22 protein-coding genes are annotated in these 22,106 nt (G+C 57.0%); 11 read left to right on the top strand and 11 right to left on the bottom strand.

The window, feature by feature from the left end; translation table 11 throughout:
• Positions 1 to 29 precede the first annotated feature (29 nt).
• Positions 30 to 473: an NUDIX hydrolase gene (locus tag ACR0ID_RS15130; RefSeq protein WP_480494015.1), complete on the top strand. Its 444-nt coding sequence runs from the start codon at positions 30 to 32 to the stop codon at positions 471 to 473.
• Here the strand turns inward: ACR0ID_RS15130 and ACR0ID_RS15125 are convergent.
• The gene (locus tag ACR0ID_RS15125; protein ID WP_480606658.1) at positions 470 to 1,744 is read right to left on the bottom strand and encodes a PP2C family protein-serine/threonine phosphatase; all 1,275 of its coding nucleotides are present in this window, start codon (positions 1,742 to 1,744) and stop codon (positions 470 to 472) included. The genes ACR0ID_RS15130 and ACR0ID_RS15125 overlap by 4 nt on opposite strands.
• 189 nt (positions 1,745 to 1,933) lie before the next feature.
• On the opposite strand from ACR0ID_RS15125, the gene ACR0ID_RS15120 reads away from it, so the two are divergent.
• Positions 1,934 to 2,236 carry an Hpt domain-containing protein gene (locus ACR0ID_RS15120; RefSeq protein ID WP_480606655.1) on the top strand — a complete coding sequence of 101 codons (303 nt, stop codon included), beginning with the start codon at positions 1,934 to 1,936 and terminating at the stop codon, positions 2,234 to 2,236.
• Here the strand turns inward: ACR0ID_RS15120 and ilvA are convergent.
• Together ilvA and ACR0ID_RS15110 are read right to left on the bottom strand one after the other, a co-directional pair.
• Positions 2,233 to 3,459, bottom strand: coding sequence for a threonine ammonia-lyase IlvA (gene ilvA, locus ACR0ID_RS15115; protein WP_480606652.1), 1,227 nt, complete (start codon positions 3,457 to 3,459; stop codon positions 2,233 to 2,235). The genes ACR0ID_RS15120 and ilvA overlap by 4 nt on opposite strands.
• 58 nt (positions 3,460 to 3,517) lie before the next feature.
• Positions 3,518 to 4,219, bottom strand: a complete 702-nt coding sequence (locus tag ACR0ID_RS15110) for a hypothetical protein (protein WP_480606649.1) — start codon at positions 4,217 to 4,219, stop codon at positions 3,518 to 3,520.
• Between the two features lie 201 nt (positions 4,220 to 4,420).
• Here ACR0ID_RS15110 and ACR0ID_RS15105 point away from each other — a divergent pair, with 201 nt between their 5' ends.
• The 4 genes from ACR0ID_RS15105 to msrA all read left to right on the top strand — a co-directional run bounded on the left by ACR0ID_RS15105 (position 4,421) and on the right by msrA (position 7,373).
• On the top strand, positions 4,421 to 5,647 hold the full coding sequence (locus tag ACR0ID_RS15105; protein WP_480518219.1) for an argininosuccinate synthase: 1,227 nt from the start codon (positions 4,421 to 4,423) through the stop codon (positions 5,645 to 5,647).
• A 32-nt stretch (positions 5,648 to 5,679) separates the two neighbouring features.
• Positions 5,680 to 6,084, top strand: coding sequence for a DUF1810 domain-containing protein (locus ACR0ID_RS15100; protein WP_480518265.1), 405 nt, complete (start codon positions 5,680 to 5,682; stop codon positions 6,082 to 6,084).
• Positions 6,085 to 6,163: 79 nt separating this feature from the next.
• Positions 6,164 to 6,445, top strand: a complete 282-nt coding sequence (locus ACR0ID_RS15095; RefSeq protein ID WP_480474381.1) for an SCP2 sterol-binding domain-containing protein — start codon at positions 6,164 to 6,166, stop codon at positions 6,443 to 6,445.
• A 256-nt stretch (positions 6,446 to 6,701) separates the two neighbouring features.
• Positions 6,702 to 7,373 carry a peptide-methionine (S)-S-oxide reductase MsrA gene (gene msrA, locus ACR0ID_RS15090; protein WP_480474382.1) on the top strand — a complete coding sequence of 224 codons (672 nt, stop codon included), beginning with the start codon at positions 6,702 to 6,704 and terminating at the stop codon, positions 7,371 to 7,373.
• Here the strand turns inward: msrA and ACR0ID_RS15085 are convergent.
• Together ACR0ID_RS15085 and ACR0ID_RS15080 are read right to left on the bottom strand one after the other, a co-directional pair.
• The gene (locus ACR0ID_RS15085) at positions 7,370 to 8,242 is read right to left on the bottom strand and encodes a ribokinase (protein ID WP_480518221.1); all 873 of its coding nucleotides are present in this window, start codon (positions 8,240 to 8,242) and stop codon (positions 7,370 to 7,372) included. The genes msrA and ACR0ID_RS15085 overlap by 4 nt on opposite strands.
• A gap of 3 nt (positions 8,243 to 8,245) precedes the next feature.
• Entirely contained in the window at positions 8,246 to 10,501 is a 2,256-nt protein-coding gene (locus ACR0ID_RS15080; RefSeq protein WP_480494020.1) for an NADP-dependent malic enzyme, read from the bottom strand.
• Positions 10,502 to 10,662: 161 nt separating this feature from the next.
• Here ACR0ID_RS15080 and mutS point away from each other — a divergent pair, with 161 nt between their 5' ends.
• Positions 10,663 to 13,278, top strand: coding sequence for a DNA mismatch repair protein MutS (gene mutS, locus ACR0ID_RS15075; protein WP_480606751.1), 2,616 nt, complete (start codon positions 10,663 to 10,665; stop codon positions 13,276 to 13,278).
• 56 nt (positions 13,279 to 13,334) lie between these two features.
• Here mutS and ACR0ID_RS15070 read toward each other — a convergent pair whose 3' ends face one another.
• Both ACR0ID_RS15070 and hrcA read right to left on the bottom strand, forming a co-directional pair.
• Positions 13,335 to 13,898 carry a nucleotide exchange factor GrpE gene (locus tag ACR0ID_RS15070; protein ID WP_480606646.1) on the bottom strand — a complete coding sequence of 188 codons (564 nt, stop codon included), beginning with the start codon at positions 13,896 to 13,898 and terminating at the stop codon, positions 13,335 to 13,337.
• Positions 13,899 to 13,908: 10 nt separating this feature from the next.
• The gene (gene hrcA, locus ACR0ID_RS15065; protein WP_480606643.1) at positions 13,909 to 14,973 is read right to left on the bottom strand and encodes a heat-inducible transcriptional repressor HrcA; all 1,065 of its coding nucleotides are present in this window, start codon (positions 14,971 to 14,973) and stop codon (positions 13,909 to 13,911) included.
• A 112-nt stretch (positions 14,974 to 15,085) separates the two neighbouring features.
• Between hrcA and rph the strand changes: the two genes are divergently transcribed.
• The 4 genes from rph to ACR0ID_RS15045 are packed head-to-tail and all read left to right on the top strand — an operon-like array spanning position 15,086 to position 17,910.
• Positions 15,086 to 15,799, top strand: a complete 714-nt coding sequence (rph, locus tag ACR0ID_RS15060) for a ribonuclease PH (RefSeq protein ID WP_480606640.1) — start codon at positions 15,086 to 15,088, stop codon at positions 15,797 to 15,799.
• Complete coding sequence (rdgB, locus tag ACR0ID_RS15055; RefSeq protein ID WP_480606637.1) at positions 15,796 to 16,410, top strand: RdgB/HAM1 family non-canonical purine NTP pyrophosphatase; 615 nt, start codon at positions 15,796 to 15,798, stop codon at positions 16,408 to 16,410. Before rph ends, rdgB begins: the two co-directional genes overlap by 4 nt.
• Positions 16,400 to 17,554 carry a radical SAM family heme chaperone HemW gene (hemW, locus tag ACR0ID_RS15050; protein WP_480606634.1) on the top strand — a complete coding sequence of 385 codons (1,155 nt, stop codon included), beginning with the start codon at positions 16,400 to 16,402 and terminating at the stop codon, positions 17,552 to 17,554. The genes rdgB and hemW overlap by 11 nt, the downstream gene beginning before the upstream one ends.
• Before the next feature lie 2 nt (positions 17,555 to 17,556).
• Positions 17,557 to 17,910, top strand: coding sequence for a YbaN family protein (locus ACR0ID_RS15045; protein ID WP_480474389.1), 354 nt, complete (start codon positions 17,557 to 17,559; stop codon positions 17,908 to 17,910).
• On the opposite strand, the gene ACR0ID_RS15040 is transcribed toward ACR0ID_RS15045, so the two are convergent.
• Genes ACR0ID_RS15040 through mnmG form a run of 4 tightly spaced genes read right to left on the bottom strand, consistent with a single transcriptional unit; the run spans position 17,900 to position 22,098 of the window.
• A complete protein-coding gene (locus ACR0ID_RS15040) occupies positions 17,900 to 18,796 on the bottom strand; it encodes a ParB/RepB/Spo0J family partition protein (RefSeq protein WP_480606631.1) in 897 nt (298 codons plus the stop codon). The two genes, ACR0ID_RS15045 and ACR0ID_RS15040, sit on opposite strands and share 11 nt — an antisense overlap.
• Before the next feature lie 20 nt (positions 18,797 to 18,816).
• Positions 18,817 to 19,620 (bottom strand): ParA family protein, encoded by an 804-nt coding sequence (locus tag ACR0ID_RS15035; protein WP_209506882.1) that lies wholly within the window; start codon positions 19,618 to 19,620, stop codon positions 18,817 to 18,819.
• Positions 19,613 to 20,230, bottom strand: a complete 618-nt coding sequence (gene rsmG, locus ACR0ID_RS15030) for a 16S rRNA (guanine(527)-N(7))-methyltransferase RsmG (RefSeq protein ID WP_480606749.1) — start codon at positions 20,228 to 20,230, stop codon at positions 19,613 to 19,615. The genes ACR0ID_RS15035 and rsmG overlap by 8 nt, the downstream gene beginning before the upstream one ends.
• Positions 20,230 to 22,098: a tRNA uridine-5-carboxymethylaminomethyl(34) synthesis enzyme MnmG gene (gene mnmG / locus ACR0ID_RS15025; protein WP_480606628.1), complete on the bottom strand. Its 1,869-nt coding sequence runs from the start codon at positions 22,096 to 22,098 to the stop codon at positions 20,230 to 20,232. Before mnmG ends, rsmG begins: the two co-directional genes overlap by 1 nt.
• Positions 22,099 to 22,106 lie beyond the last annotated feature (8 nt).

Raw genomic sequence — 22,106 nt, 5'->3', positions numbered from 1 at the left:
CGAACAGATTAGGTTTTAAGGGGCCATACATGATCAGGCGGTTCGGTGAAACCCCAGAGCCGGGGCGGAAATACACGCGACGGGTCGGTGTTTACGCACTTTTGCCCCGCAGAAGTCACCTTTTGCTGACCTGCCAGACAGAACCCGGACCCGACCTGCAATTGCCCGGCGGGGGTATTGATCCGGGCGAATCACCTGTTACCGCCCTGCATCGTGAAGTCTTTGAAGAAACCGGGTGGCTTATTGCTGCACCCCGACGGATTGGCGCCTTTCGACGCTTCACCTATATGCCGGAATACGACCTGTGGGCCGAGAAGGTCTGCCTGATCTATCGCGCCCGCCCCGTACGCCGCATAGGCCCGCCGACCGAGGCGTTTCACGAAGCGTTGTGGATGGAAACCGCCGACGCCGTCGGTTTACTGGGAAATGACGGTGACCGGCATTTTGCCGAAATACACCTCGGCTCGCTTTAAGGTCCGTTATATTCAAAGAAGACGGCCGAGACGTCGTCTCCGATACCGTCTTTCGGTGACATCACTTGCGTCAAACGCCAGAACAAGTCGTCCAGAAACTCTGACCCGCCCCTTTCCGAGATGCTCTGTTGGGCCATCTGACGCAAACCGTCTTCGTCCAACAAACCGCCACCAGCCAGTTGGCATTCTGTAAACCCGTCCGAGTACAACAGCAGCTTGTCGCCGGGCTGCATCTGCGTTTCGATTTGTTGAAAGCGCGCATCTTCGATCAATCCTATGGGCAAGCCTCCGTCACCAAGAAACTCGGCGCGACCACCCTGCCGCAGCAGCAGGGGATGCGGATGCCCGGCTTGCACCATCTTCAGATGCCCGTTGCGCAGGTCGACGATGGCGTAGATCATCGTAAAATACTCTTCGATACCTTCATCGGCCATCAGCCGGGAATTGAGCGTTTCAGCCACATGTTTCGGTGGCAGAAGTGCGTAAAACTTGTCGAACCTCCGCTCCATCGCGACGTTCTGATCGAAATGCTTGCTGGACAGATACCCCCCCAATCGCGCCGTCATCATGGCCGAGGTGATACCATGCCCGGATACGTCGATGCTGTAGAACCCAAGCCGGTTCACCCCGGGCGAGAACATCCCCACCAGATCACCGCCGATATGACCACAAGGTTTCAGCAACAGACTGACCCGCGATTTGCCGAATGTCCGGGTCAGTTCGGGAACCAGCGTTTCCTGAATTTTCCGCGCCTGCATCAGGTCCTTGTCGATCGCGTCATGCGCAAGCCTGAGTTCCTTGAGCGCGGATTCAATCAGGCGGTTTTTCTGGGAGAGCTCGCGCTGCATGTCCAGAATGCGCGCACCAGCTGAAATCCGGGCGCGCAGTTCGTCCGCCTCAAGCGGCTTGATCAGAAAATCGTCGGCCCCGGCATCCAGACCGCGCGCGACTTCCTGCTTTTCGCTTTTGGATGTCAGAAGGATGAAATAGCTGTATTGATCCGTTTCCAAGGCCCGAAAGGCACAGCAGAATTCAAGGCCGCTCATCCCCGGCATGACCCAGTCGCTCAGCACAAGATCGGGCGGATTATCGACACAAAGCGCCAAAGCGGCATGGCCTGTATCGGCCTCGATCACCTCGAACCCCCATTTCCTGAGCGAGGCCACCAGAATGCGCCGTTGCAGGCGGCTGTCATCCACCACCAGCACCGTGCGGATCGCGCCGAAATCCAGATCAGTTCTGGTTTCCTCAAGACTCGCCCCCGGCACCATTTACCCTCTGCTCTGATGAGTTTCGTCACTTATGGCGAACCTATCGCCGACTGATTTAACATCCGGTGAAGAGTGACGATTGCCGAAGCGTGGCCCCGTTAACCTGCTTTTTACCGGACGCGTCTATTCAGAACCATGACCATTCATTAGCTGGTGTATAGGATGATCCACTAGGCCAGAGTCAGGCAGTTGCGGGATGAAGTCGGCCCCGAGGAATTCGATGAGGTGGTGGAGATATTTCTGGAAGAGGTGCAGGACGTGATCACCCGCCTGCGCCGCGATACCAACCGGGCCGAGCTGGAACAGAACCTGCATTTCCTGAAAGGCAGCGCGTTGAGCCTGGGGTTCGATCAATTCTCGAAACTCTGCCAGGATGGGGAACGGCAGGCGGCGGCAGGGAAAGGGGCCGAGGTTGATCTGCCGGCGCTTTTGGCCGCTTTCGACAGCTCAAAAACCGTGTTTGAAGCCGAGCTGAACAAGAACCTGAACTAGATCACGAACTGTGCCAGCGTCTCGTCCTCGGTGATGTCGGTATAGGTGAACCCGGCATCGTCCAGATGGGCAAACAGGCGCATGAAGTTTTCGGGCTTGCGGGTTTCGATCCCGATCAGAACCGAACCGAAATTGCGCGCCGATTTCTTCATGTATTCAAACCGCGCGATATCATCCTCGGGGCCGAGAATATTCAGGAACTCCTTCAGGGCACCGGGTCGCTGCGGCAGGCGCAAGATGAAGTACTTTTTCACACCGGAATACCGCTGTGCGCGTTCCTTGACCTCGGGCAAGCGTTCGAAATCGAAATTGCCGCCGGATGTCAGGCAGACTACGGTCTTTCCGCGCACAAAGCTTTGGATATCGCCTACTGCCTCGATCGCCAGCGCCCCCGCAGGTTCCAGCACGATGCCTTCGACATTCAGCATCTCGATCATGGTGGTGCAGATACGATCCTCGGACAGGACCAGAACATCCGACAGGTGACGTGATTTCAACAACTCGAACGGCTTTTCACCGATCCGCCCGACCGCCGCGCCATCGACAAAGGTATCCACTCGATCCAGCGAAACAGGATGCCCCGCCGCCAGGGCTGCGCGCAGACAGGCCCCTCCGGCCGGTTCGACGAACAGGCAATGGGTGCGATCCCCGAACCATGTAGCCACACCGGCAGACATGCCGCCTCCGCCCACGGGAAGCACAACGTGATCGGGCGCACCGCCCATCTGCCTTTCGATTTCAACCGCCAGCGACGCCTGTCCTTCGATCACATCGGCATCGTCAAAAGGCGACAGGAAATACCCGCCCTGCTGTACGCACCACGCCTGAGCGGCAGCGAGCGTGTCATCGAAATAGTCACCGATCAGATGAATCTCGACGTTATCCCCGCCAAAAATGCGGGTTTTCTGGATCTTCTGCTGAGGCGTCGTGACCGGCATGAAGATCACGCCCCGGACGCCCAGATGCTTGCACATGAAGGCCACGCCCTGCGCGTGATTGCCCGCGCTGGCACAGACGAACAGGTCCTGCCCCTGCTGCTTGCGCATTGCGTTGAACGCACCGCGGATCTTGTAGGAGCGCACCGGGCTCAGGTCTTCGCGCTTGAGCCAGATATCCGCCCCGTAACGGTCGGACAGGTGGGCATTGCGCTGCAACGGCGTTGCCGGGAAGACAGAGCGCATCGCCTTTTCGGCGGCGCGGGCGCGAGTCATGAAGTCAGTCATGCGGCATTCCCTGCCCCATCAGCGCGATAAGGGCAAGGAATACATATGTGTACGCGGGTCAGGAGAGTTGGCGTTTTTCAATAAAGACGCCATACATGGTTGTCAGGATGCTGACGTTGATCAACGGCAGGATCAGCATTCCAAAAAACAATGTCAGTAAGATGCCTAACAGAGGAATAAACGCCAACCCGGTGAATATTAGCTGAACCAGAAATTGGAACAGAAAATTCACGATCAAAAGAACAATAATAGCCCCCGATGCACCCTGAGTGCTGTTCCATACATCTGCCAGAGTCGCCGGGTGCCCGATAGCTGCCGCTGGCAAGACGATAGAAAGGCGATAAAAGCAGACAACCAGAAAGATGGCATAAACAGCGACAAGCGCGAATCCGATTGAGCCGCCACTCAGTGCTGACATAACAAAGCCCATCGGAAGGAATGCAATGGCCATCAAAATTCCCAACATCAGAAAGCGACCGAAATAGGCCAGAATCCTGTCGAAGCGGAATGTCGGAAGTATTCCCGTGGGATATTCTTCCATCAGGATGAAGCGGTGCCATGACACCGCGATCCAGAACATGGTAACGGACATTACCGCCAGTAAAACGACCACAAAGACAAAGGCTGAACCTGCGGTTGCACCTGGCGGCAACGCGCCTGTGTTGTCTTCAAGCGCCTCAAGCGGAATACCAAGCGCCAAAAACACGCCCACGATGATGATTGTCGCAATTAGAGCAGGGCCAACCGTTATCTGTAGCACCTGCTTGATGTTTCCAAATACCATCCGCACAGAATGCAAGAAAATCTGCCATCCCAACATTTTAAACCGCCCCTTCAACCAATGCTTGTTATTCTCTGCACCCGTTTCACCCCATTTCAGGTACTGCGTCAATCCTCACAACTTGCCCCCGCGTCCAAAACCCGCTAGGGGCCAATCGTTCTACGCATAAAGGGAAGTCAGATGTCCGCGCCCAAGAAAGTTGTTCTGGCCTATTCCGGTGGCCTTGATACCTCGATCATTCTGAAATGGCTGCAGACCGAGTATGGCTGTGAGGTCGTGACCTTCACTGCCGATCTGGGTCAGGGCGAGGAGCTGGAGCCCGCGCGCCAAAAGGCCGAACTGCTGGGGATCAAGCCCGAGAACATCTATATCGAGGATATCCGCGAGGAATTCGTCCGCGATTTCGTCTTCCCGATGTTCCGTGCCAATGCGCAATATGAAGGTCTGTACCTGCTGGGCACCTCGATCGCGCGGCCGCTGATCTCGAAACGCCTGATTGAGATCGCTGACGAAACCGGTGCTGATGCCGTCGCCCATGGTGCAACCGGCAAAGGCAATGACCAGGTCCGGTTCGAACTGGCAGCATATGCGCTGAACCCCGATATCAAGGTGATCGCCCCCTGGCGTGAATGGGATCTGACCAGCCGTACCAAGCTGCTGGAGTTTGCCGAGCAGAACCAGATTCCGATTGCCAAGGACAAGCGTGGTGAGGCGCCGTTCTCGGTCGATGCGAACCTGCTGCATACCTCATCCGAGGGCAAGGTTCTGGAAGACCCTGCCGATATGGCGCCCGACTATGTCTATCAGCGCACCGTCCACCCCGAGGACGCCCCGAACGAGCCTGAGTTCATCGAGATCGGCTTTGAAAAAGGCGACGCGGTCAGCATCAACGGTGAGGCGATGAGCCCGGCTACGATCCTGACCAAGCTGAACGAATACGGCGGCAAGCACGGTATTGGCCGTCTGGACCTGGTCGAAGGCCGTTTTGTAGGCATGAAGTCGCGCGGTATCTACGAGACACCCGGCGGCACCATCCTGCTGGAAGCGCACCGTGGCATTGAATCCATCACCATGGACCGTGGCGCGATGCATCTGAAAGACCAGCTGATGCCGCAATATGCGGAACTCATCTATAACGGTTTCTGGTACAGCCCCGAGCGCGAGATGCTGCAAGCCGCCATCGACAGGTCGCAAGAGCATGTCACCGGCACCGTTCGCGTGAAGCTGTACAAAGGTCTGGCCTCGACCGTGGGTCGCTGGTCGGATCATTCGCTGTACTCTGAGGCGCATGTGACCTTCGAAGAGGATGCAGGTGCGTACGATCAGAAAGATGCGGCAGGCTTTATCCAACTGAATGCGCTGCGTCTGAAACTGCTGGCTGCGCGCAACAAGCGCCTGTCCAAGTGATCGACGAAGACGATAGCGACGACGAACTCGACATGTTCATCGAGGCGCAGGACACGGTTTGGGCCGATGTCCTGCGCGAACTTGAACAGGGGCAGAAAACCAGCCACTGGATGTGGTTCGTGTTTCCGCAACTGGCCGAGCTAGGCCAATCCCATATGGCACAGCTCTACGGCATTGAAGATCTGGACGAGGCGACACGCTATCTGAACCACCCGGAACTGCGCGACCGGCTTAGGCAGGCGGCCTCGCTGATGTTGCTGCACGCAGGACGCGATGCCAGCGACATTCTGGGCGGGATTGACGCGAAAAAGCTGCGATCTTCGATGACATTGTTTTCGTCTGTGGCAGATGCTCCGCCCGAGTTTCGTGCTGTTCTGGACGCCTTCTATGGCGGTAAGCCTTGTGACCGGACGGTTCAGATCCTCGGCGCATCGTGATCAGAAGTTCCAGTTGGGTCAGCCTTGCCTGTTTGGCACCTGACGCATTACGCATTCGGAAACCGTGAAAGGAACCCGAATGCTTCAGGACATCGCCGATGGAATTCAAAAAGGGCTGAACGGCAAAAGCTTTGATGGCTCGCTCAAATTCGATTGCGGCGCGGACGGTGTGATTGTCCTGGCAGAAAATCAGGCAACAACGCAGGATCGGGACACGGATTGCACAATCCGCATCTCGCAGGAAAACCTGACCAAGCTGTTGACCGGAAAGCTGAACCCGATGACCGGCGTTGCTTTGGGCAAGCTCAAGATCTCGGGCAATATGGGTGTTGCAATGAAGCTGGGGCAACTGCTGGGCTGAATTTGCCGCAAAGCTGGCCTTTGGTCCGAGTCCAGCCAGACTGGCGGTTCCACCCGCGGTGTATCGCAGTTCCGCATCGGGATACCTGTCGCGCATAATCTGTTGCAAATGAGCGGAGGTTTCGCCCACCCATCAAATGAGCCGTATACAGGTGATCGCAGACGATAAACTCGTCTCACCAGCGCGTGACATTGCATGACAGGCAATTGCAAGGCGGTCGAACCCGCGTCAATCTCATCTTAAAAGGAGACCTGACATGATGCGGACTGCTTATTTCGAAACCGTCAGACCAGCCCTTCTGTTTACACTGATTGCATTGGCTGCCCTGTTGCGCGCGCTGCCTGCCCCGGCTGCAGGAACCGAAACGCTGACGGTGGCCGGAGGGTGTTTCTGGTGCGTGGAATCCGATTTCGAATCCGTGCCCGGCGTTATCGATGCGGTGTCGGGGTACACCGGCGGGACATCTGCGGACCCGACATATGATCAGGTTTCAAAAGGGGGGACCGGCCATTACGAGGCGGTTCAGATCACGTTCGATCCGGCGCGGGTTTCTCGCGCATCGTTGCTGAGCATGTTTTTCCGGTCGGTTGACCCGACAGACGCCGGTGGCCAGTTCTGCGACCGGGGCGAAAGCTATCGAACTGCGATATTCGTCTCTAACACAGGAGAAAAGGCGCTGGCGGAACAAGCCAAAACAGACGCGCAGCAAGCGCTGGGGCAGACCATTGTCACCCCGGTTCTGAGCGCAGGACCCTTTTACCCCGCCGAGGCGTATCATCAGAATTATTACAAAGGCAACAAACTGGTCCTTACCCGCTTTGGACCAAAGCGTCAGCACAACGCCTACAAAGCGTATCGCAAAGCCTGTGGTCGTGACGCGCGCGTCAAGCAGCTTTGGGGCGGGGAAGCGCCATTTGCAGGGTCCTAGTCAAAGGATGCGTCACGCACTTCTTTCAGATCGGGAATGACATCCGCCGTTCCGTGCCGCATGACCATCAGAGCTGCGGCGCGGTTTGCCTGCAATATGGCCTGTTCCATTGGCATTCCGCGATCCATGCCTGCCAGCACATAGCCGGTGAAGGTGTCGCCTGCCCCTGTGGTATCCACCGCCCGCACCTTATGCGCGGGAAACTCGACCGGATCGTTGCCCTGCTGCAAGTACCTCGCGCCTTTTGAGCCGAGGGTAACGATGACATGCCGAACAGGCAGATCGGCGATGCTCAGACCGGTTTCCTGACGCAGTTGCTCGGCCTCCACCTCATTCAGGATCAGAAAATCCAGAAAAGGCAGAACGCCCTGAACGGCCTGTGCCTGAAACGGGGCTGCGGCATAACAGACGGTCAAGCCAAGCTTGCGCCCCAGCTGCGCCGCTTCGACCTGGGCATTGGTTTCATTCTGCAAGATCAGCAGATCACCGGTGTTTGCCGAGGCCAGCGCCTGCCCCAGATGGGCGGGTTCCAATGCGTGATTTGCGCCGGGATACAGGATAATCAGGTTTTCACCCTCGGCATCCACCGCAATGATGGCGTGGCCCGTGGGAACATCCACCTCAGAGATATGGCGTGTATCCACACCATATTCTGTTAGTCGATCCTTGGCCCAGCGCCCATCGGGCCCCACGGCACCTATATGGCTGACGCGTGATCCCGCACGCGCAGCGGCCACCGACATGTTGGCCCCCTTGCCGCCCAGAAACCGATCCAGCCTACGGGCGGCCAGGGTTTCCCCCGGCGCAGGCAGATGCGGCAGGTCATAGACCATATCCGCGTTGATCGAGCCGAGATTCCAGATCGTCATGATTTATCCGATGTCGCAAGAGGCCAGAATGGCCATATTCAGAATATCGTTCGCGGTCGAGACGGTCGAGCAGATCTGGATCGGCTTGTCGATGCCTGACAGGATCGGGCCAATCACGGTGGCTCCACCCATTTCCTGCATCAGCTTGGTCGAGATTGATGCCGAATGCCGGGCCGGAACGATCAGGATATTCGCCGGACCGGTCAGGCGCGAGAACGGATAGGCCGTTTGCTGTTCGACGTTCAGGGCAACGTCCACCGTCATTTCACCCTCGTATTCAAAGTCAACGCCGCGCCGATCCAGCACAGCCGGGGCCCGGTGCATCTTTTCAGCACGTTCTGACACCGGATAGCCAAAAGTTGAGAAGCTGACAAAAGCCACGCGGGGCTCCAACCCCATATGCCGGGCAACTGCGGCCGAACGTTCGGCAATATTCGCCAGATCGTTTTCGTCAGGCCATTCATGCACCAGTGTGTCGCCAATCAGGACAATCCGGCCTTTATGCAGCAAAGCTGTCACACCGGCGGCACCATTGGCGGCATCGGCATCAAACACATGGTTGATCCGGTCGAGCACATGCGCAGACTTGCGGGTTGCGCCGGTGACCAGACCGTCACCATGCCCATGGGCCAGCATCAGCGACGAAAACACATGCCGGTCCCGTGCGGCCAGACGGTGAATATCTTTGCGGTCAAATCCCTTACGCTGCAAGCGCTGATACAGGAAGTTCGAATAGGTTTCGAGGTGCGTGGTATTGGCGGCATTCACGACCTCGATTTCGCGTACAGCGTCGCCCAGGCCCGTGGCTTCCAGTTTGGCCTTAACATCGTCTGGCCGACCCACCACAAGCGCCTTGCCGAAACCTGACCGCTGATACATGACCGCTGCGCGCAATACCCGGGGATCGTCGCCCTCGGCAAAAATCATGCGGCTTTGCGCCTGACGCGCACGGGCGTTCAGACCGCGCAGGATGCTGGCGGTCGGGTCCATCCGGGATTTCAGACTCAGCTCATACGCGTCCATATCGATAATCGGACGGCGCGCGGCACCGGTGTCCATCCCCGCCCTGGCAACAGCCGGTGGAATGCGATGGATCAGACGCGGGTCGAACGGGGTGGGGATGATATAATCACGCCCAAAGGTCAGCGACTTGCCATAGGCCATTGCGACCTCATCCGGCACATCCTCGCGCGCCAGATTGGCAAGTGCGTGGGCACAGGCGATCTTCATCTCATCATTGATGGCGCGGGCATGAATGTCCAACGCGCCTCGGAACAGGTAGGGGAAGCCCAAAACGTTATTCACCTGGTTTGGATAATCGCTGCGCCCGGTGGCAACGATCGCATCCACGCGAACCTCGTGCGCTTCTTCCGGAGTAATCTCGGGGTCGGGGTTGGCCATCGCAAAGATGACAGGATTGTCGGCCATGCTGGCAACCATATCCTGCGTGACCGCGCCTTTCACCGAAACACCCAGGAACACATCCGCCCCCTTCATCGCGTCTTCCAATGTGCGCAAGTCGGTTGTGATCGCGTGGGCCGATTTCCACTGGTTCATGCCCTCTGTCCGGCCCTGATAGATCACGCCCTTGGTATCGCAGACAATGCAGTTTTCATGCCGCGCGCCCATTGCCTTGAGCAGTTCGATACAGGCAATCCCCGCGGCACCTGCGCCATTCAGAACGATTTTCACGTCCTCGATCTTCTTGCCCGAGATATGCAGCGCGTTCAGCAGGCCCGCCGCACAGATCACGGCCGTGCCGTGCTGGTCATCGTGAAAGACGGGGATGTCCATCTCTTCCTTCAGTCGCTGTTCGATGATGAAACACTCGGGCGCCTTGATGTCTTCCAGATTGATGCCGCCAAAGGTTGGCCCCATCAGACGCACTGCACGGCAGAATTCATCCGGGTCTTCGGTGTCCAGCTCGATATCGATCGAGTTCACGTCGGCGAACCGTTTGAACAGGACCGATTTGCCTTCCATCACCGGTTTCGAGCCCAGCGCGCCAAGGTTACCAAGGCCCAACACCGCCGTCCCGTTCGAGATTACGGCCACCAGGTTGCCCTTGTTGGTATAATCATAGGCCGTTTCCGGGTTTTCCGCGATAGCCTCGCAGGGAACGGCCACACCCGGGCTGTAGGCCAGCGACAGATCTCGCTGCGTTGTCATGGGGACGGTGGCCTGCACCTCCCACTTGCCGGGGGTGGGGTCCAGGTGAAAGGCCAATGCCTCTTCTTTGGTGATCTTCGCTTTGGGCATCTTAAATGTCGTTTCCATGACTTCAGGGCTGACGCCTCATAGCGCAGGAGAACGCCCGCCTCAACGAGAATGAGTTTTCGGCTTTTACAGAAGATGCGGGATTTGTAAGGTCGCGCCCGGAATACGCCAAAAGGGGGCCGCTTTTGTCCACAGTCACGCCAATGATGGCGCAATACCTCGAAATCAAAGAGGCCCACCCGAATGCCCTGCTGTTTTATCGCATGGGTGATTTCTATGAGATGTTCTTCGAGGATGCCGTCAACGCTGCCGAGGCGCTGGATATCGCGCTGACCAAGCGCGGCAAGCACAATGACGAAGACATCCCGATGTGCGGCGTGCCGGTGCATTCGGCCGAAGGGTACCTTTTGACCCTGATCCGCAAGGGCTTTCGCGTTGCGGTCTGCGAACAGTTGGAAAGCCCGGCTGAAGCAAAGAAAAGAGGCTCTAAATCGGTCGTAAAACGTGATGTCGTGCGACTCGTCACGCCCGGAACACTGACCGAGGATGCGTTGCTTGAGGCGCGCCGACACAACTTTCTGGCTGCCTATGCCGAGGTCCGGGACGAGGCCGCGCTTGCCTGGGCCGATATTTCGACGGGCGCGTTTCACGTGATGCCACTGACCTCGGTCCGGCTCAGCCCCGAGCTTGCCCGGCTTGCGCCCTCCGAACTGATCGTGGCCGATGGAACGCAGGAAAAGCTGAACGAAACGCTGCTTGATCTGGGGATTTCACTGACGCCGGTCGGGCGCGCCAGTTTCGACAGCACGGCGGCGGAAAAGCGCATCTGCGGGCTGTTTCACGTGGGTGCCTTGGACGCGTTCGGCAATTTCGGCCGCGCCGAAGTGTCCGCGATGGGCGCGCTGATCGACTATCTGGAGATTACGCAAAAGGGCAAACTGCCCCTGCTGCAAACGCCGCTGAAAGAAACTGAGGATCGCGTCGTTCAGATCGACGCTGCAACGCGTCGAAACCTTGAGCTGACCCGTTCCCTATCTGGCGGGCGCGCAGGATCGCTTCTTTCTGTCGTTGACCGGACCGTTACCCCCGGCGGCGCGCGATTGCTGGAACAGCGGCTTTCAAGCCCTTCTCGAAATCTGGATGTGATCCATGCCCGGCTTGACGCAGTCAGTTTCACCGCTGGTGACAGCTTGATCGCGTCTGATCTGCGCGAAGCCTTGCGCAAAACCCCGGATCTGGACCGCGCCCTGTCGCGTTTGTCACTCGAGCGCGGCGGACCTCGTGACCTGACAGCCATACGCAACGGGCTGACACAGGCGGCCACAATTGCCGAAATCTGCACCGATCAGGATTTGCCTGTGTTGCTGGCGACCGCGCTTCAGAACCTTGTTGGTTTCGATGACTTGCTGACTTTGCTGGACGAAGCGCTGGTGGCCGAACCCCCGCTTCTGACCCGCGACGGAGGCTTTATCGCGCCAGGTTTTGATACTGAATTGGACGAGGCCCGCACCCTGCGCGACGAAGGCCGGTCCGTTATCGCCGGGTTTCAACGAAAATACGTCGAACACACCGGCATCACCTCGCTGAAAATCAAGCACAACAACGTGCTGGGCTATTTCATCGAAACCACGGCCACCCATGCCGAAAAGATGCTGAACCCACCCTTTAGCGAAGCCTATATTCATCGCCAGACGACAGCCAACCAGGTGCGGTTTACAACCGTCGAACTGTCCGAGATCGAAACTCGTATCCTGAACGCCGGAAATTTGGCGCTGGAGATTGAAAAGCGGCTCTATCAAAGGCTTTCTAGCACAATACTGGACCTCGCTGCCCGATTGAATCAGGCCGCCCGCGGGCTTGCCGAACTGGACTTGACGACCGCCTTGGCTGATCTTGCACGGGGTGAAAACTGGTGCCGCCCAAAGGTTGACGGCTCTCGCGCATTCAATGTGCAGGGTGGTCGCCATCCGGTTGTGGAACACGCCCTCCGGCAGCAAAGTGGCGGTGCATTCATTTCCAATGATTGCGATCTGAGTGTCCAAGACGGTGCGGCTATATGGTTACTGACGGGTCCGAACATGGCCGGTAAATCAACCTTTCTGCGCCAGAACGCCCTGATCGCACTGCTTGCCCAAATGGGCAGCTATGTCCCGGCCGAAGAGGCGCATATTGGCGTCGTCAGTCAGCTGTTCAGCCGCGTAGGAGCCTCGGACGATCTGGCGCGGGGGCGGTCGACGTTCATGGTCGAAATGGTGGAAACCGCCGCCATCCTGAATCAGGCCGATGACCATGCATTGGTGATCCTGGACGAAATCGGCCGTGGTACCGCCACCTATGATGGCCTCTCGATTGCCTGGGCCACATTGGAACACCTGCACGCGGCCAACAAATGTCGCGCATTGTTTGCCACGCATTATCATGAGCTTACGGCTTTGGCCGGTAAACTCGAAGGTGTCGATAACGCCACCGTAGCGGTCAAAGAGTGGGATGGCGAAGTCATCTTCCTGCACGAGGTTCACAAGGGAGCGGCTGACCGGTCTTATGGGGTGCAGGTTGCGCAACTAGCCGGTTTACCCGCTTCTGTTGTCGAACGTGCCCGGATGGTTCTGGACCAGCTTGAAAAAACCGAACGCGAAGGCGGTAAGCAAAAGGCGCTGATTGATGACCTGCCGCTGTTCTCAGCAGCCGCGCCGCCACCCCCGCCCGCACCGAAAACTTCGCCAGTGACCCAGATATTGGAGGGTGTCCTGCCCGACGAACTGACCCCGCGCGAAGCGCTGGATCTGATCTACAAACTGAAAGAGGCGGCCAGATCCTGACCGCCCTTCATCTTTTCAAAAATACTCTCGCCGAAGGCTTGGCTTTCAAAAGCCAATCAGCTTGCTGGCGTTGAAGAGACCCCGACCTGAGCCGGACGCAACAGGCGGTCGTGCAGCATGAAACCCTCGGCAGACACCTGAATGATGTCCCCTGCCCGCGTGCCCGGCACCGGGGCCTCGAACATTGCTTCGTGCACATTCGGATCAAACCGGTCGCCAACCTGGGGCGTAATCACTTCGATCCCGTGTTTCTGGAACACATCCTTCAGGGCACGCATGGTCAGTTCGACGCCCTCCAGCAGCCCGGCGGCGACCTCTTTCTGCTCGTCAGTCGCGGCCTCAAGTGCGCGCTTCATGTTGTCGTAAACGGGCAGCATATCACGGGCCAGCTTGGAACCGCCATACTGCTCGGCATCGCGGCGCGCCTTGTCGCCACGTTTGCGTGCGTTCTCGGCATCGGCAAGCGCGCGCATGAATTTGTCTTTATACTCATCCCGCTCAGCTCGAAGCTCGTCCAGCTCGAGCGCCTCGTCACTGATCTCAGCTAACTCCTCGGCCAGTTCTTCCGCTTCTGCCGCCATGATATCGTCCAGAAAATCTTCGTTCTTGGGCTCTGCCATCTCTTACCCTCTAGCTCCGGTCGGATATCAGCTTGCCGACCAGTTGCGCCGTATAATCCACGATCGGCACGATCCGTCCATAATTCAGACGCGTGGGCCCGATGACCCCGACCGCACCGATTATCTTTCGATCAGCGTTCATATATGGAGACACCACCAAAGAGGAACCCGAAAGTGAGAAAAGTTTGTTCTCAGACCCAATAAAAATGCGCACACCCTCGCCGCTTTCCGTCAATTCAAGGAAATCCGCGATGTCGCGCTTGCGTTCCAGATCATCAAACAGGCTGCGAATGCGCTCCAGCTCTCCGGCCTGGCCGGGTTCGTTCAACAGATTCGCCCGTCCCCGCACGATCAGACGAGCCGAGTCGGCTCCGTCTCCGTCCCAAGCGGCCAGCCCGCTTTCGACCAGCTCGCGCGCCAATACATCGATTTCCTGCTTGCGCGCTTGAATCTGTTTCTGCATCTGACGGCGTACTTCACTAAGCGTGCGCCCCTCGATCAGCGCATTCAGAAAATTCGCGGCCTCGCGCATCGAACTGGGCGTCTGGCCGGGTGGTGGAGTGAACAGACGATTTTCGACATGGCCGTTCGAAAAGACCAGAACCACCAAAGCCTTGTCATGCCCCAAGGAAACAAACTCGATATGCTTGATTTCTGCTTCATGCTTTGGTGTCAGGACCAGCGACGCACCTTGCGTCAGGTGTGACAAAGCTGACCCGACCCGATCCAGCATTCCGCCAACATCGCCCGCGTTAGAGCCTAATGTTTCTTCAAGTTTTTGCTTGTCGTCGACGCCCAGATCGCCAACCTCAAGTAAACCGTCCACGAACATACGCAGTCCTTGCTGCGTCGGTACCCGACCCGCGCTGATATGCGGGCTGTCCAGAAGACCCAGAAACTCCAGGTCCTGCATCACATTGCGCACGGTTGCGGCACTGACCTTTTCCGACAGGCTGCGCGTCAGGGTTCGGCTTCCGACCGGCTCTCCGCTTTCCAGATAACTTTCAACGATCAGCCGGAACACCTCGCGCGACCGGTCGTTCATCTCGTCCAGAATTTTGCTCGCTTCACTCATGCGTTTTCCCCTGCTGGTTCATCATTAAATAGCAGGCAAATGAAAGGTCAATCGGGGTTGCATCGTAACGCTGCGGGGCGGTATCCCCAACCCAGCAAACAAAGGATTTCCCATGCGACCCTCTGGAAGAGACTTAAGTGAAATGCGCACCGTTTCAATCGAAACGGGGTTCACCAAACATGCCGAAGGTTCCTGCCTGATCAAGATGGGCGATACCCATGTGCTGTGCACCGCCACGATCGAAGATCGGGTACCCCCTTTCATTAAGGGTTCGGGGCTTGGCTGGGTCACCGCCGAATACGGTATGCTGCCCCGCGCCACCAACACCCGGATGCGGCGTGAAGCGGCCTCGGGCAAGCAAGGTGGCCGTACGGTGGAAATTCAGCGCCTGATCGGTCGCGCCCTGCGGGCCGGCGTCGACCGGGTTGCACTTGGCGAACGTCAGATCACGGTTGATTGCGATGTGATCCAGGCCGATGGCGGCACCCGCTGTGCCTCGATCACCGGCGGCTGGGTTGCTCTGCGATTGGCCGTCAACAAACTGATGAAGGCAGGTGACGTGATTTCAGATCCGCTGGTTGATCCGGTCGCCGCCGTGTCCTGCGGTATCTATGCGGGCCAGCCTGTTCTGGATCTCGACTATCCCGAAGACAGCGAGGCCGGTGTCGACGGCAACTTTATCATGACCGGGTCAGGCAAACTGATCGAGGTCCAGATGAGCGCCGAAGGTTCTGTATTCAGCCGCGCCCAGATGGATCAGCTGGTGGATCTGGCGGAAAAAGGCGTTGCCGAGCTGGCCGCAGCCCAGAAAGCCGCCACCGCATGACCCGTAAGTTTGACAGCGACAGGCTTCTGGTTGCGACCCACAACAAAGGCAAGCTTGAGGAGATGGCGCATCTCCTCGAACCTTTTGGCGTGACGGTTGTGGGTGCGGCGGACATGGACCTGCCTGAACCGGAAGAGACCGAGGACACCTTTGTCGGCAACGCCCGGATCAAGGCCCACGCCGCCGCAAAGGCCACCGGGCTGCCCGCCCTGTCAGACGATTCTGGAATCACCATCGACGCGCTGGACGGCGCGCCGGGTGTTTATACCGCTGATTGGGCCGAAACCGGCAACGGTCGCGACTTCCTGATGGCGATGACCCGCGCCCATAATGAGCTTGAGGCAAAGAATGCCCCCCACCCCCGCACCGCGCAATTCCGCAGCACACTGGTGCTGGCCTGGCCTGATGGGCACGATGAAGTGTTTGAAGGTGTTGCCCCTGGTCATCTGGTCTGGCCCATCCGCGGCGAAGGTGGATTCGGCTATGATCCGATGTTTGTTCCCGAAGGATACGACATTACCTTTGCCGAGATGGATCGCTGGGAAAAGAACAAGATCAGCCATCGCGGACGCGCGGTTGAGAAGTTCGTGAAAGGCTGCTTTGGCGGATGATTGGCGCAACGGGGGCTTTGGCCTTTACGTGCATTGGCCTTTTTGCGAGGCCAAGTGCCCCTATTGCGACTTCAACAGCCATGTTTCCAGAAACATTGATCAAAAACAATGGCTTGACGCCTATCTGAGCGAATTGCGGCGCTCAGCCGCCGAAACCCCGGATCGGGTGCTGAACACGATTTTTTTCGGCGGTGGAACCCCGTCTCTGATGGACCCGGAAACCGTTGCCGCAGTGACCAGTGAGGCCCGTGCGCTCTGGCACCCCTCCAACACCATGGAAATCACGCTGGAGGCAAATCCCGGATCAGTCGAGGCCAGGCGGTTCGCGGCCTATCGTGATGCAGGCGTCAACCGGATATCGATGGGCGTGCAGGCGCTCAACGACGAAGACCTGCGCCGCTTGGGGCGAATTCACACTTTGGCCGAGGCCCGCGCTGCTTTTGACATCGCCCGTGATTGTTTTGAACGGGTGAGCTTTGACCTGATCTATGCCAGGCAACACCAAACGTTGGACGCTTGGCGGGCCGAGTTGAACGAAGCGCTGTCCATGGCCGTGGATCACCTGTCGCTGTATCAGCTGACAATCGAAGAAGGCACGGCTTTTGGCGATCGTTATGCTGTCGGAAAGCTGCGCGGCTTGCCCGAAGATGACAGTGCGGCCGACATGTACCTTGCAACACAAGAGATTTGCGAGAAACACGGCCTGCCCGCCTATGAGGTGTCCAACCATGCCCGCCCCGGTGCAGAGTCGCAGCACAATCTGATCTATTGGCGTTACGGGGATTATGTCGGCATTGGCCCCGGCGCTCATGGGCGGATTACTGTGGATGGTCAAAAACACGCGACCGAGACCCATCTGAACCCGCAACGTTGGCTTGACGCCGCCGCGAAGGGTTGCGGAGAAAAGAAACGCTATGTCCTTTCGCTTGAAGATCAGGCGAATGAATACCTTATGATGGGCATGAGGATTTCAGAAGGACTAGATGTAGATAGGTGGGAGGCCCTGTCAGGCCATCCACTTTCTGACGAAACCGTGGACCATCTGGTCGGCATTAATATGATTGAACGTGAAAACAACAAACTCAGAGCAACACCAGCGGGGCGCGCCGTGCTGAATGCTGTAATCCGGGAATTGATGGGCTGAATATGCAGTATCTTTGGGCGGGGCTGGGATTGCTTTGCGTTGCGATGGCCGCGATTGGGGTTGTTCTGCCTCTTCTTCCAACGGTTCCGTTTTTGTTGCTGGCAGCGTTTTTCTTTGCGCGATCCTCTTCACGGTTGCATAACTGGCTACTGTCGCACCGGATTTTCGGGCCAATGATACTGGATTGGCAGAGTTCGGGCGCAATACGCCCGGCCGCAAAAAAGGCAGCAACCTTATCGGTCTCCGCCGTTTTCGGGGTGTCTTTGCTACTATCCGTTCCGCCCTTCGTGCTGATCATTCAGATCATTGTTCTGGGTGGCGTCCTGATATTTATCTGGACGCGCCCTAACGGCTGAGCTTTGCACAAAGATCGTCAAGCTGATCCAGGTTTTCATATGTCAGAACAACCTGACCGGATTCCGTTCCCGCCTTGTGGTTGATTGAAACTTTCATTGCCAGAATCGCAGACAGGTCTTTTTCCAGCGCGCGTGTGTCAGCATCTTTTCCGGCATCCAGATTCCTGGATCTGGGAGCAGGTCGTGCAGTGTCGCCCTGCTGCTGTTTCTTGACCAGCGCCTCGGTAGCGCGCACAGACAGACCATCCTTGACGATCAGGTTTGCCAATTCCGAGGGATTTTCCGCCGTAATCAGCGCCCGCGCATGACCAGCCGATAATTTCCCTTCAATTACAAGAGTTTGCACGTCAATTGGCAGAGACAAAAGCCGCAACAGGTTCGCAATATGGCTGCGACTTTTCCCCAAAGCCTCGGCAAGCTTTTCCTGCGTGTGGCCAAAGCGATCCATCAACTGCCTGTATCCGGCGGCCTCTTCCACTGCGTTCAGATCAGCGCGCTGGATGTTTTCGATGATCGCAACTTCCAGTACCTCGGTATCATCGAATTCGCGCACAATCACAGGGATCTCGTGCAGCTGCGCCATCTGAGCCGCCCGCCACCTGCGTTCACCAGCGACGATTTCATATTCTCCGGCCCCCGCCGGACGTACGATCAAGGGTTGGATAATACCTTTTTCCCGGACCGACGCGGCAAGCTCATCCAGTTGTTCGGGTTGGAACGTGCGTCGCGGCTGATTTGGGTTTGCCTTCAGCTTTTCAATCGGAACTTTCAGATCAGGTCTGCGCGCGTCAGATGATACCCGGTTGCCCGATTCCGGATTAACATCCGCCATGAGTGCGGATAATCCCCGGCCCAACCCTCTGGATTTCGCTTTCCTGGTGCTCATGTCGGCCTCCTCACCACCGCTCATGCTGCGGTCTTGTTGTTCTTATGCATGATCTCACGGGCCAGATGCCGATACGCCATCGCACCAAGTGATCCCGAGTCATACTGCAATACCGGCAGCGCATAGGATGGCGCCTCGCTGACCCGCACATTCCTGGGTATCTTTGTTTTAAAAACCATCTCACCCAGATTGTCACGCGCATCCTTTTCGACCTGGCGGGACAAGTTGTTGCGGTTGTCATACATGGTTAACACAACACCTTCGATTCTCAGGTCTGGATTTGCGGTTTGCCGGACCTCCCGGATCGTCAACATCAATTGCGAAAGACCCTCCAACGCAAAGAACTCACTTTGCAGCGGCACAAGGACAGAATGGGCGGCAACCATCGCATTCACGGTCAAGAGGTTCAGTGACGGCGGGCAATCTATCAGGATGAAATCCAGCTCAAACGCGTCCACTGCCGTCTGACGCAGCGCATCGTGCAGCAGATAGCTGCGTTTTTCGTTGGAAATCAGCTCGATATCTGCCGAGCTCAAGTCAACCGTTGCAGGGACAACCAGAAGGTTTTCGATCTCCGTCTCCTGAACCACTGCCTCCAAGGGCGCGTCATCCAGGATGAGATCATAAGTGGTCCAATCCCGATCTTCGACCCCTAAACCGGTTGATGCATTCCCTTGTGGATCGAGGTCAACCACCAATACCCTGCAGCCAGCTTCGGCCAACCCTGCCGCTAGGTTGATTGCTGTGGTTGTTTTCCCTACTCCGCCCTTCTGATTGGCAACCGCAATTATCCGGGGTCCGGACGGTCGAGACAGATCAACCACGTGATACTCCTTTGATCTTAAGGATAACGGCCTGAGGTTCAGTTAAACTTGTAATAGCCTCAGCATCGAAATTCCATTCCTCACGCGCCTCATCCAGCTCTTTTTTCCAGTTTGCACCTTTGGGCAACAGCGCGGTCCCGTTTTCACCTAAATGTCTGTCACAAAATGATAACAATGAACGCAAATCCGCCAGCGCGCGCGCCGAAACGATGTTTGCGCCCAGGGGTTCAACCACCTCGATCCGCTTGGAAATCACTTTACACGACACGCCACATTCACGGGCGACGTTACGCAGAAAAGCCGATTTTCTCTGGTCGCTTTCCACTAGGGAGAAACTGGCGGCCGGAGCTTCCTCGGCAGCAATAATGGCGCACACCAATCCGGGGAATCCGCCACCGCTGCCAAGGTCCACCCAAGTGTCAAACGTTTCAGCGCATCGAAAAACTTGGACAGAATCCAGAATATGCCGATCCCACATGAATTCCAGACTATTGCGTGAAACAAGATTTATCCTGGGATTCCAGCGGTTCACCAGATCAACATAGATTTTCAGACGTTCGAATGTTTCACGTGAAACATTCAAGCCATCAAACTTGGAAAAATCGGCCATCATGCCTGACGCGCTCGTTGATCGCGGCGCAATTTCGCCAGGACAAGGGTGAGCGCAGCCGGTGTAACGCCTTCGACACGGCTTGCTTGCGCTATGTTCGACGGTTTGGCCTTTGACAGTTTCTGCTTCATCTCAGAAGACAGCCCGTCCAGACCAAAATAGTCAAATTCACGCGGGATAACATAGGATTCGTCCCGCTTCATAGCCTCAACATCGCGCTTTTGCCGGTCGATATAGTTCGCATAAAGTGCGTCACGTTCGATTTGAAGTCGGATCGTCACGTCTACATCTTGTAGATCTGGTATCAATGGAAACAAGTCCTCGAAAGATGTATCCGGAAATGCCAGAATTGCCATTCCATCTCGGCGGTTCCCATCCTGGTTGACGTTGATCCCGGCTGAAAGAACTTCCTTAGGTGTGTATGTGCGAGCGGTCAGCTTGGATTTCGCTGCATCAAGCTGGCTCATTTTCTTCTCAAAATGCGCCTGACGCCTCTCTCCGACACAGCCAATTTCCAACCCAATCGGCGTCAACCGTTGATCTGCATTATCTGCACGCAGAGACAGTCGGAACTCGGCCCTGGAGGTGAACATTCGATAAGGCTCTGCCACACCACGTGTCGTCAGGTCGTCTATCATCACGCCGATATAGCTGTCTGATCTGGTGAAAATGACCGGTTCGCGGCCCTGTACGTCCAGCGCCGCGTTAAGGCCAGCAACCATCCCTTGTGCCGCAGCTTCCTCATATCCTGTGGTTCCGTTGATCTGCCCTGCCAGATATAGTCCCGGAATGTCGGGTAGCGAAAAGGACGCGGTTAAGACACGTGGGTCCACATAATCATATTCGATCGCATAGCCCGGTTGAAGAATGTCCGCCTTTTCAAGCCCTTTGATCGACCGAACGTATTCCAATTGCACGTCCTGAGGCAGTGACGTTGAAATACCGTTGGGATAAATCGTGTGATCATTGACGCCTTCAGGCTCAAGAAAAACCTGATGCGAGTCCTTTTCTGCAAAGCGAACAATCTTGTCTTCGATCGAAGGGCAATATCTTGGACCTATGCCATCGATATGGCCCCCATACATCGCCGATTTTGAGAGGTTTGCTTCGATGATCTCATGCGTCTTGGCATTGGTATGTGTAATACCGCAGGAAATCTGAGGCGCGACAATCGATGTTGACAGGAAAGAAAACAAGGTCGGGTCCTCATCCCCGTCCTGTCTTTCCAAACCTGACCAGTCGATAGTGCGCCCATCCAGACGCGGCGGTGTGCCAGTTTTCAAGCGTCCCAGCGGAAGGTTATAGCTATCCAACCTCTCGGCCAGTTTTATCGACGGGCGATCTCCCATCCGCCCACCAGCCCGTGACACGTCGCCGATATGGATGACGCCGCGCAGGAAGGTTCCGGAAGTCAGAACAACGGCTTTGGCATGCACTTCCGACCCATCTCCAAGCAGGACACCGGCGACACGGAGTCCGTCCATCAGGAAGTCTACAACCTCCCCAACGATAATGGACAGGTTTTCCTGGTTGCTGATTTCGTTTTGCATTGCCGCACGATACAGGGCGCGGTCAGCCTGCGTTCTGGGACCCTGAACAGCCGGACCTTTTCGCCGGTTCAACAGTCGAAACTGAATACCAGCCTGGTCAGCGACGCGACCCATTACACCGTCCAGCGCGTCAATCTCTCGAACCAGATGTCCCTTCCCCAACCCACCGATAGCCGGGTTGCAGGACATGACGCCGATATCGGTCGCAGATAATGTCACCAAAGCGGTTTTCGCACCCATCCTGGCAGCGGCGTGCGCGGCTTCCGTACCGGCATGACCGGCCCCAACCACGATGACATCAAAGTTTGAATGTTTCACGTGAAACA

It is taken from the genome of Ruegeria sp. AL2 (assembly GCF_056540845.1).
The sequence above is the reverse complement of the archived record's forward strand: the minus strand, read 5'-3'. Positions and strand labels throughout refer to the sequence as shown.